Origin of the sequence: Micromonospora sp. DT233 (assembly GCF_049841815.1) — a bacterium.
Taxonomy (GTDB): domain Bacteria; phylum Actinomycetota; class Actinomycetes; order Mycobacteriales; family Micromonosporaceae; genus Micromonospora.
This window is the reverse complement of record NZ_JBNCLB010000017.1, coordinates 135,815-143,105: the sequence shown is the minus strand read 5'-3', so window position 1 is coordinate 143,105 and position 7,291 is coordinate 135,815. Positions and strand designations below refer to the sequence as shown.

Below are 7,291 nucleotides of genomic sequence, written 5' to 3'. Positions count from 1 at the left end.
GTCGTGAGTCTGCTCGTCGATCTCGCCGACCAGATCGGCGCGGTGGTACAGCCGCCACACCCTGTCCGCGTCCACCGGGACAGGGTAGGCGGCGCTGGGGCGGTCAGGTCCGGTGCGACCTGGGCGGCCCAGGGAGGTCGAGGGCAAGCCGGCGTAGCCGGTGCGGCAGCCGATCGCCAAAAGCTCGACGGCGCCCAGCCACCCTGGCGATCGTCACGGCCTGGTCCTGATCGTCGGCTCTGCCCGATGAGGGCGCGGCAGCCCGTCGGCTGTCGGCGGCTTCCCGCCCCGGCGTCGCAGACGGCCGGGGCGGCTTGCCGCCGGACGGGACCACCGCGCCCGCACCGCGCGCAGCGCGGTGCCTTGATCTATAAGAGCGGTATTCGGCAGTGCTGTGCCGGATCACATGTCAGGGGCGTGCTGACCGTCGATCGCGCGGAGATCATCGGTAAGCATAAGGCCTTTATTTACCTTACCGTTGTAAAGAGACCCGGCCGCACTGGCAAGCGGGCTGACGCTTTGCCCGAAGCCAGGAGCCACAGGTGCTGCAGTGGACTGATTCGTACAACTGCAGCACAGACTGGGCGAAACCGCGAGCGTCTACGGAGGTTAGCGCAAGTGAAGCGGAGTCGGAGTGCACCGTGATGTTGCGCAAACTCTTGTAGGTGTTGATCCTCTGGACCAAGTGGGACACACTGGTTCCATCAAGGTAAACACACACGGTCGGCCAAAGATCGCCGAGCGTGTATCTATCGCCGTCTTTACGGGGTACGAGAATGTGCAGTCGTCGCGTGAGCTGATCACATATCGCCTCTAGCACCTGCCCGGCGATAGCGCTCAGGGTGCGAGGCTCTGCCGTACCGACTAGCGCTCTCAGGTCTCGAGTAAGAAGGTCACTGTTGGGCTTACTGAAGCTAAGGCCGCCCTCGAATGACCACGATTCGATCCTATGCTCAATGAATGAGTGGTCATGGGCGTGAAAGAGGTCTCTTAGCTGCTCTCTCCAGAGGCGGTCGTGGACAGTAACTATTAGCTGCCAGTCGGGGAACTCGTCTAGCAGATAGTCCATAAATGCGTGTCGGATTGTAGCGTCGACACTCTGAAGTACGTCGTCAAGAATAAGTATGCGAGCTTGGCCACGCAGGGATGCCTTCTTTGCTACGGAAACAAAGAACAGCAGCGCTATCAAGTCCCGGTAGGCTTCAGAGAAGAGTTGTTGAGGGAAGCAGTTTGTGCCGTTATTTAGCCTAACCACGATGTCCAGCGACAGTGGGCCGGACTCTCCGAATACTACATCAATCCTTGAAAGGGGGTAGTCATGGCCGATTCGAGCAAGCGCCGACGTTAGCTCGGCCCCCACCTCCTCCAGTGCCGACCGAAGTTGTACAGTTTGTGCATTGTATTTTATCGGGTTTAAAATCTGTGCTGGCCGGTTGACGATCTTCTTGCGTTGTCTAAGCTCATTGTGGGTTTTTCCTAGGGCTGCGATCAGAAACCTTGTTCTCTCTGGAATGTCATCCCAACCGTTGGTCAGCTCGAAATCTTCCCAACTTATTCCTCCCAATATTTTCTGCCGTATGTATCGTTTGAAAGAGTCCGCAGCAAGGAGGTCGTCAGGTTTGGCCTTCAAAGCGTCCGCAAGCTCTGAGGCATAGGATTGACGCTTAATTCGTAGCTCAGTCATCTCGGCTTTGGCGCGGTGAATTTCATCGGCAGGACGGAGCGCGAGCGACTCGGCATCTGCGGGAAAATAGTCCAGGAGTGTGGAACCCCTTTCGAGTGCCTCGGTATCCAGGAATTGAAGAATGTCTGATCGCTTAATTGTGATAGGCGCCAGCCGGAATCCGGGACGGACGTCCGTCGGCTCCGCCATCAGGACGTTGCCGGGGGAATCCCTCGCTGTCCTTCGAATTGTGGTGCCGTCAGTTAATTCGACCGCTGCCACAGGGGGATGATTGCTCGCGATGGATCGGAGGGCTGGCCCGAGCGGAGAATCGAAGTTTGTGGACCGCCCCAATCGCCCTTGGAGGGCAAATTCAATAGCATCTGTGATGGTTGACTTCCCCACTCCATTCTCGCCAAAAATGATCGCCGATGCCGCCTGGTTGCGTTCTACAAAGGGCAAGGACGAGTCCTGTGGCGACCCCCTGAAGCCGCTGAAGGTAACCTTACGAACCCTTAGATCCACTTCGGAAAGATCGTAAGCGACGGATGTGAGCGCCGACTGCGAAACCGCAACCGCTTGGCGGTCGGCTGCATTGGCGATCAGGTCGGCCGCAGAAGGCTCTTCCGAGGGAGAGCTTGGAACCTCGGGAAGCCGCACTCCTTCAGGATGGGCCGTCAGCCCCATGCGAAGCCTCTCAGCGAGGCGGTCGAGTTGGTCTCTCCTCAGATCAAGAACATTATTTAGTATCGCTCTCGCTCCACCTCGGTCGAGTTGCAAGATTCGCTTGTCGATCTCCTGACGCGACTGCTTTGGCACTCTCACGCCGACCGAGAAGAGCCGCGCAACCTCGAGGGCGCCAAGCCGATCATTCTTGCTGTAGGACCGGCTCGCCCTTGAGATGACGACTAGGGCGAGTACTATTCGCCGAATGGCCATCCGCATATCCGCAGGGCTCTGCCTTCTCCGCGCCTCTTCTGCATAGCGTTTTGCTTGGAGGAAGAGGATGGAGGCGTGCTCGGTTGGTTCGAGTCTCTTGTTCCTGGTAAGCTCATTTATCGCCTCATGGGAGATGTTATGAACCCTCTTCTTTGCTTCCGCAGAAATTCCGTGCACCTCCTCAAATGATGCGACGACAGTCGCGATGGCGGCTGATGCATCTTCAATCGGCGTACGGATGGTGTCAGAGGGGTGGCTCATCAAAACTCTCCGTGTGAGGAATCACCGGTCCTGCGAAGGCGCGTAAACATGGCATTATGCTTCGGCTGTGCCTAACCGATACGCCCTGACAACCGACTCGACTTGCTGATACCGGCGGATCACTGTCTCACGCTCGATCAACGGCGTTCCGACTGCCACCTCAAAAAGGGCTGCCATGCGGGCATCGGCAGGTACCTCCTGTTGCCTGGCTTCCCGGTTGCCTGAATGGTCATAGCTGGAGCCTGTCGCGTACGTGCCTCGGCCGTGTTCGGTAGCGGCGTACCCGTCCTCCCGCAGTACGTCGATCGCCTTGCGGATGGTGCCGCGGGCTACCCGGAACTCTGCGGCAAGAGCGCTTTCCGCAGGTAGCAGGCTGCCCGGCGGCATGATGCCGTTCTCGATTCGCTCGCGAAGCTCGGCGGCTATGGCGAGATAACGGGGTTGTCCATAGTGCGGGGTGGGCACCTGCTCACCGTACCTGGCACTTGTCTTAGCAAGTGCCAACCAAGCGACCCGTTTTGGCGTATGGACAACTCGTCCACTTGTAGGTACGTTTCCTGGTGTGCGGCCAGGGTGACGGCTCGTAACCGGGGTGGCTACCTGCCGACCCTGGTCGCACCTGGTGCGCGGCGTCCTGTCGGACCGGTTGCGGTAGCCGCGCGTACAAGTTGGCTCGGCGATACCCGACCCGTCTGCGTCGGACGGTGCGCCGTGCCTTCATCCGGGCCGGTGGTCGGCCGCCTCCCCCGCGACTGACCACCGGCCCCCTACTTGTGGAGGTGCGATGTCCGGCTCTCACCGTCGGCGCGGTTGGTTCTTCTTCCGGGGGCCTCGGAGCCGCCCGCCAACTCGGCCGGTGAACAGCAACGCTTCGTCGAGTCCGCGCAGCGTCCCTGCCCCGCCATGGTGGTCCGTCGGTCCCACGCGGGAGCTACCCGTGCTGCGGTACGCGCCGCTGACGACGTTGGCCCAAGCCGAACGGGGCAAGGGCGGGCGGTGGGCACGGTGAGGCGCCCGAGCAAGCCGGCCGTGATCGCCCGCCACCCTGACTGGTGCGCCTCGGATCGCTGCGGCTACCTGGTGCCGCCGCTGATGCCGCACATGGCCCGCCGTCATCGCAGCCCGATGCACCAGGTCGGCGACAAACGAGCCGGCGGACTCATCGCCACCTACCTCATCGGTTCCGATGCGCTGGGTGCCATGGTCGGAATCCACGCGACGTGCCGGGGCGGGAACGGCTGGGCGGAGTTGTCCTTGCCCCAGGCGGCCGAGCTGGTCGACCAGCTTCGCGGACTGTTGGCGCAGGCTGCCGGCGACCAGGGGGCCGACGATGAGTGAGGGCGTACCCATGACGGGCGGCCGGCCGGCGTCGTCGATTGCGCCGGCGGTGTGCCCCGCGTGGTGTCGGGGCTGCGGACCGAACGACCCGATGCATCGAGGGCTGCTGGCCACCATCGGGCGGGAGCGGACCGGCTGGGTCAGCGTGCAACTGCTCGTCGACCGGTTCGCGCGTCGGGACCTGGCCGTCAAGCTCGGCGCGACCCGCTACGGCGCAACCCAATCCGTGCTCCTGCTGCCGGGACAGGTGGACCGGCTCATCGAGGAGCTGACGTACGCGCGAGAGTTGATGCGCCCGACGGCCGGTCCGCGCGAGCAGGCGGGGGAGACGCGGTGAACGCGGGCAACCGTCGGGGCGTCGCCGCCCCTCGTACGCCTGGTGCTCGTCGTGCGCAGTCACCGCGAGCGGCCGTCACGGTTCCTCCGGTTCCTGAGCGGCCGGCCAGGGGGACCGCCTGGCAGACGTTGGAACGTCTAGGCGGTACGGTGACCGGTGTGCATGGCCGGGACTGGCGCCCTCGCTACCTGCAACTCGCCGAAGAGTTGCGGGTCAAGATCATGGGCGGGGAGCTCGCCCCCGGCACCCTGATGCCCAGCGAGACCGAGTTGGCCGAGTCCTCCGGCCTGTCCCGCACCAGCGTGCGCAACGCCATCCGACAGCTCCGCGAATGGGGCCTCGTCCGGGCCGAGCAGGGGCGCGGCACCTACGTGCGCGCTCCCCGCCAACGGGTACGCCGGCGCAACACCGAGCGGTACCAGTGGGAAAAGGATCGGGTCCTGCTCGACGAGGGCGAGCGGTTGAAGACCGGCGCCACCGAGCACGACACCGGCCTGACCGTCGACGACCTCAAGTTCCACGCCGAGTACAGCCGTGTGGACGCCGATGACGAGATGGCGGCGGCCCTGCAGGTCGAGCCGGGCACGCCGCTGCTGCGCCGGGTCTACTGGACCTCCTCCCGGCACGAGAACGCGCCGCTGACCGTGTCGTACTCGTACCTGCCGTATGACCTGGTGGCCGCGAACCCGGACCTGCTCGACGAGAGCAAGGAACCATGGCCGGGCGGTACGCAACACCAGCTCTACACGCTCGGCATCGAGCTGGACCGGATCGACGACGAGATCCGGGCGCGTCCGCCGTCGCCGGATGAGGCCGAGTTGCTGGACATCGATCCGGGTGTCTCGGTGCTCACCGTGCGGAAGACCTCGGTCGACACCACCGGCCGGGTCGTCGAGGTCGCCGACGTGGTGATGCCGGGCGACCGCACCGAGCTTGTCTACTCCCACAAACTCCAACGGTGGAAAACGTGACGCAGCTCGTCTCGGTCATCACCCCGGTCCACGCGCCCAGCATCGCCTACCTCGCTGGCGCGTACGCCTCCCTGTCCAAGCAGGAAATGCCGGCCGGGTGGGACTGGCAATGGCTCGTCCAGGAAGACGGGCAGACCGGCGCCCTGGCCGACGCGCTGCCCGACGACCCCCGGATCAGCCTCGGCACCGGCCGTCCCGGCGGGCCTGGTGTTGCCCGGACCCTCGCTCTTTCCCGCGTTGCCGGGCAACTCATCAAGGTCTTAGACGCTGACGACCAGTTGACCCCCGGCGCGCTCGCTCGGGACATCGCCGCGTTCGACGCGCACCCGCACATCGGCTGGACCACCTCGCGGGTACTCGACCTGCTTCCCGACGGGTCAACCGCCGGATGGGACAAGGACCCCGCCGGCGGGCTCATCGACCGCGGTGCGGTCCTGTCGTTCTGGCAGGCCAACGACTACCGGGCATCCGTGCACCCCGCGACGCTGTGCCTGCGCCGGGATCTCGTCTTCGCCCTCGGCGGCTGGATGGCCCTGCCCGCCTCCGAGGACACCGGCCTTCTCCTCGCCGCCAACGCGGTCAGCGCGGGCTACTTCACCCGCGAGTACGGGTTGCTCTACCGCAAATGGCCCGGCCAGGTCACCAGCCAGGCCGCGCACCGGGAACCGGCCGAGTATCAGGCGCGCATGAGGATCATCGAGGCCAGAGCCAACGCCCTGGCCTCGATGATCCCGAACGGCTTCGGCGGCGCCACGGCGTAGCCTCGTGCGACCGTCGGCGTGAAGGCGCGGGGAGACTGATAGCCTCCCCGCGCCGGGTGGCTAGATGATGACAGGCGTAACCCCCAGTACGATGATGATCACTATCAAGATGTGGATCACCACCGCCTGCGGTGCACGCAGCGAGAACGTCAGCTCGGCCAAGTTTCACCTCCTCGGCTTGTTAGCGCACTGGCAATCACCTGCGCCAATAGATGCCCGACGATGAGACGAGCAGACTCGCATTCCGCCCTCTCAGGGAGCATCCCTTCGGTCGCCGCAAAATCATTGCACGACCCACCCCGCATCTCCAATTCACCCCCCGACGGTTGTCTACTTCTCGAACCGGCGGGAGGTCGCTTCTGGTTGCGCCGGGGCGACGCGCGCCCACCCCCACCCCGGCCCAATGTCGCCCCTGCGCGCGACGGCGGCCCAAGCCGCGATCCATGTCCGTCCAATCCGGACAACGTGCAGGTCACAGCGTTGATTCATTCCTGCAATGAGTACACCCTTCAGCCAAGGAAATTTCTCTTGTCTCAACCATTTCAGCCCTTGTGGGTGCCTTAGCTAAGATAACCAAATCCGGATTGAGTTAATCTAGTCAAGGCCCCCCGGTCGTGGCTCTACACCTAATTCCTTCCCCATCTTGCGCCTAAATGGCGTAATGGCTTACTCGTATGGCATACTCTCAACGGCAGCTTCAGACGTGACACGCCATGCGTGACCTGCGACGAAGCGGCCCTGTGGTTTGTTCGGCGCACTGGGCGAACCAATAGATTGAAGGCCTCTCCGCTCGCATCGGAGGGGCCTTCGCTCATGCAGGGCGGGCAACACTGCTCCACCCCAAACGCGGGTGCCAAGAGGAGCTACGCGACCCACGCCCAGCGGTCACAGGAGCTGCATCACGCTCAGTTGCGGGCGGCATGTTATGGCAGCAGTGCGACTTGCGCTCACTGGCGACTACCTCTTATGGCGTGATCTGGCTGCAGCGTCGCCTAATTGGTAACTCGAACGAACCCTCTCG

At 63.6% G+C, this 7,291-nt stretch carries 6 protein-coding genes; 4 read left to right on the top strand and 2 right to left on the bottom strand.

The genetic code is table 11. The annotated features are described in order from the left end of the window. Positions 1-472: 472 nt before the first annotated feature. Together ACLQ2V_RS25750 and ACLQ2V_RS25745 are read right to left on the bottom strand one after the other, a co-directional pair. On the bottom strand, positions 473-2,863 hold the full coding sequence (locus ACLQ2V_RS25750; protein ID WP_425721149.1) for an AAA family ATPase: 2,391 nt from the start codon (positions 2,861-2,863) through the stop codon (positions 473-475). A gap of 54 nt (positions 2,864-2,917) precedes the next feature. Next, positions 2,918-3,328: a GntR family transcriptional regulator gene (locus tag ACLQ2V_RS25745; RefSeq protein WP_425721148.1), complete on the bottom strand. Its 411-nt coding sequence runs from the start codon at positions 3,326-3,328 to the stop codon at positions 2,918-2,920. Positions 3,329-3,892: 564 nt separating this feature from the next. On the opposite strand from ACLQ2V_RS25745, the gene ACLQ2V_RS25740 reads away from it, so the two are divergent. From ACLQ2V_RS25740 to ACLQ2V_RS25725, 4 genes are all read left to right on the top strand, one after another. Next, entirely contained in the window at positions 3,893-4,201 is a 309-nt protein-coding gene (locus ACLQ2V_RS25740; RefSeq protein WP_425721147.1) for a hypothetical protein, read from the top strand. 91 nt (positions 4,202-4,292) lie between these two features. Continuing rightward, positions 4,293-4,538, top strand: coding sequence for a precorrin-4 C11-methyltransferase (locus ACLQ2V_RS25735; protein ID WP_425721146.1), 246 nt, complete (start codon positions 4,293-4,295; stop codon positions 4,536-4,538). A 149-nt stretch (positions 4,539-4,687) separates the two neighbouring features. After that, positions 4,688-5,509: a GntR family transcriptional regulator gene (locus ACLQ2V_RS25730; RefSeq protein WP_425721145.1), complete on the top strand. Its 822-nt coding sequence runs from the start codon at positions 4,688-4,690 to the stop codon at positions 5,507-5,509. Beyond that, complete coding sequence (locus tag ACLQ2V_RS25725; protein ID WP_425721144.1) at positions 5,497-6,270, top strand: glycosyltransferase family 2 protein; 774 nt, start codon at positions 5,497-5,499, stop codon at positions 6,268-6,270. The genes ACLQ2V_RS25730 and ACLQ2V_RS25725 overlap by 13 nt, the downstream gene beginning before the upstream one ends. Positions 6,271-7,291 lie beyond the last annotated feature (1,021 nt).

Coding starts and splice junctions, on each gene's coding strand:
- ACLQ2V_RS25750 (WP_425721149.1), bottom strand. CDS start 2,863: ATGAGCCACCCCTCTGACACCATCCGTACGCCGATTGAAGATGCATCA.
- ACLQ2V_RS25735 (WP_425721146.1), top strand. CDS start 4,293: ATGCATCGAGGGCTGCTGGCCACCATCGGGCGGGAGCGGACCGGCTGG.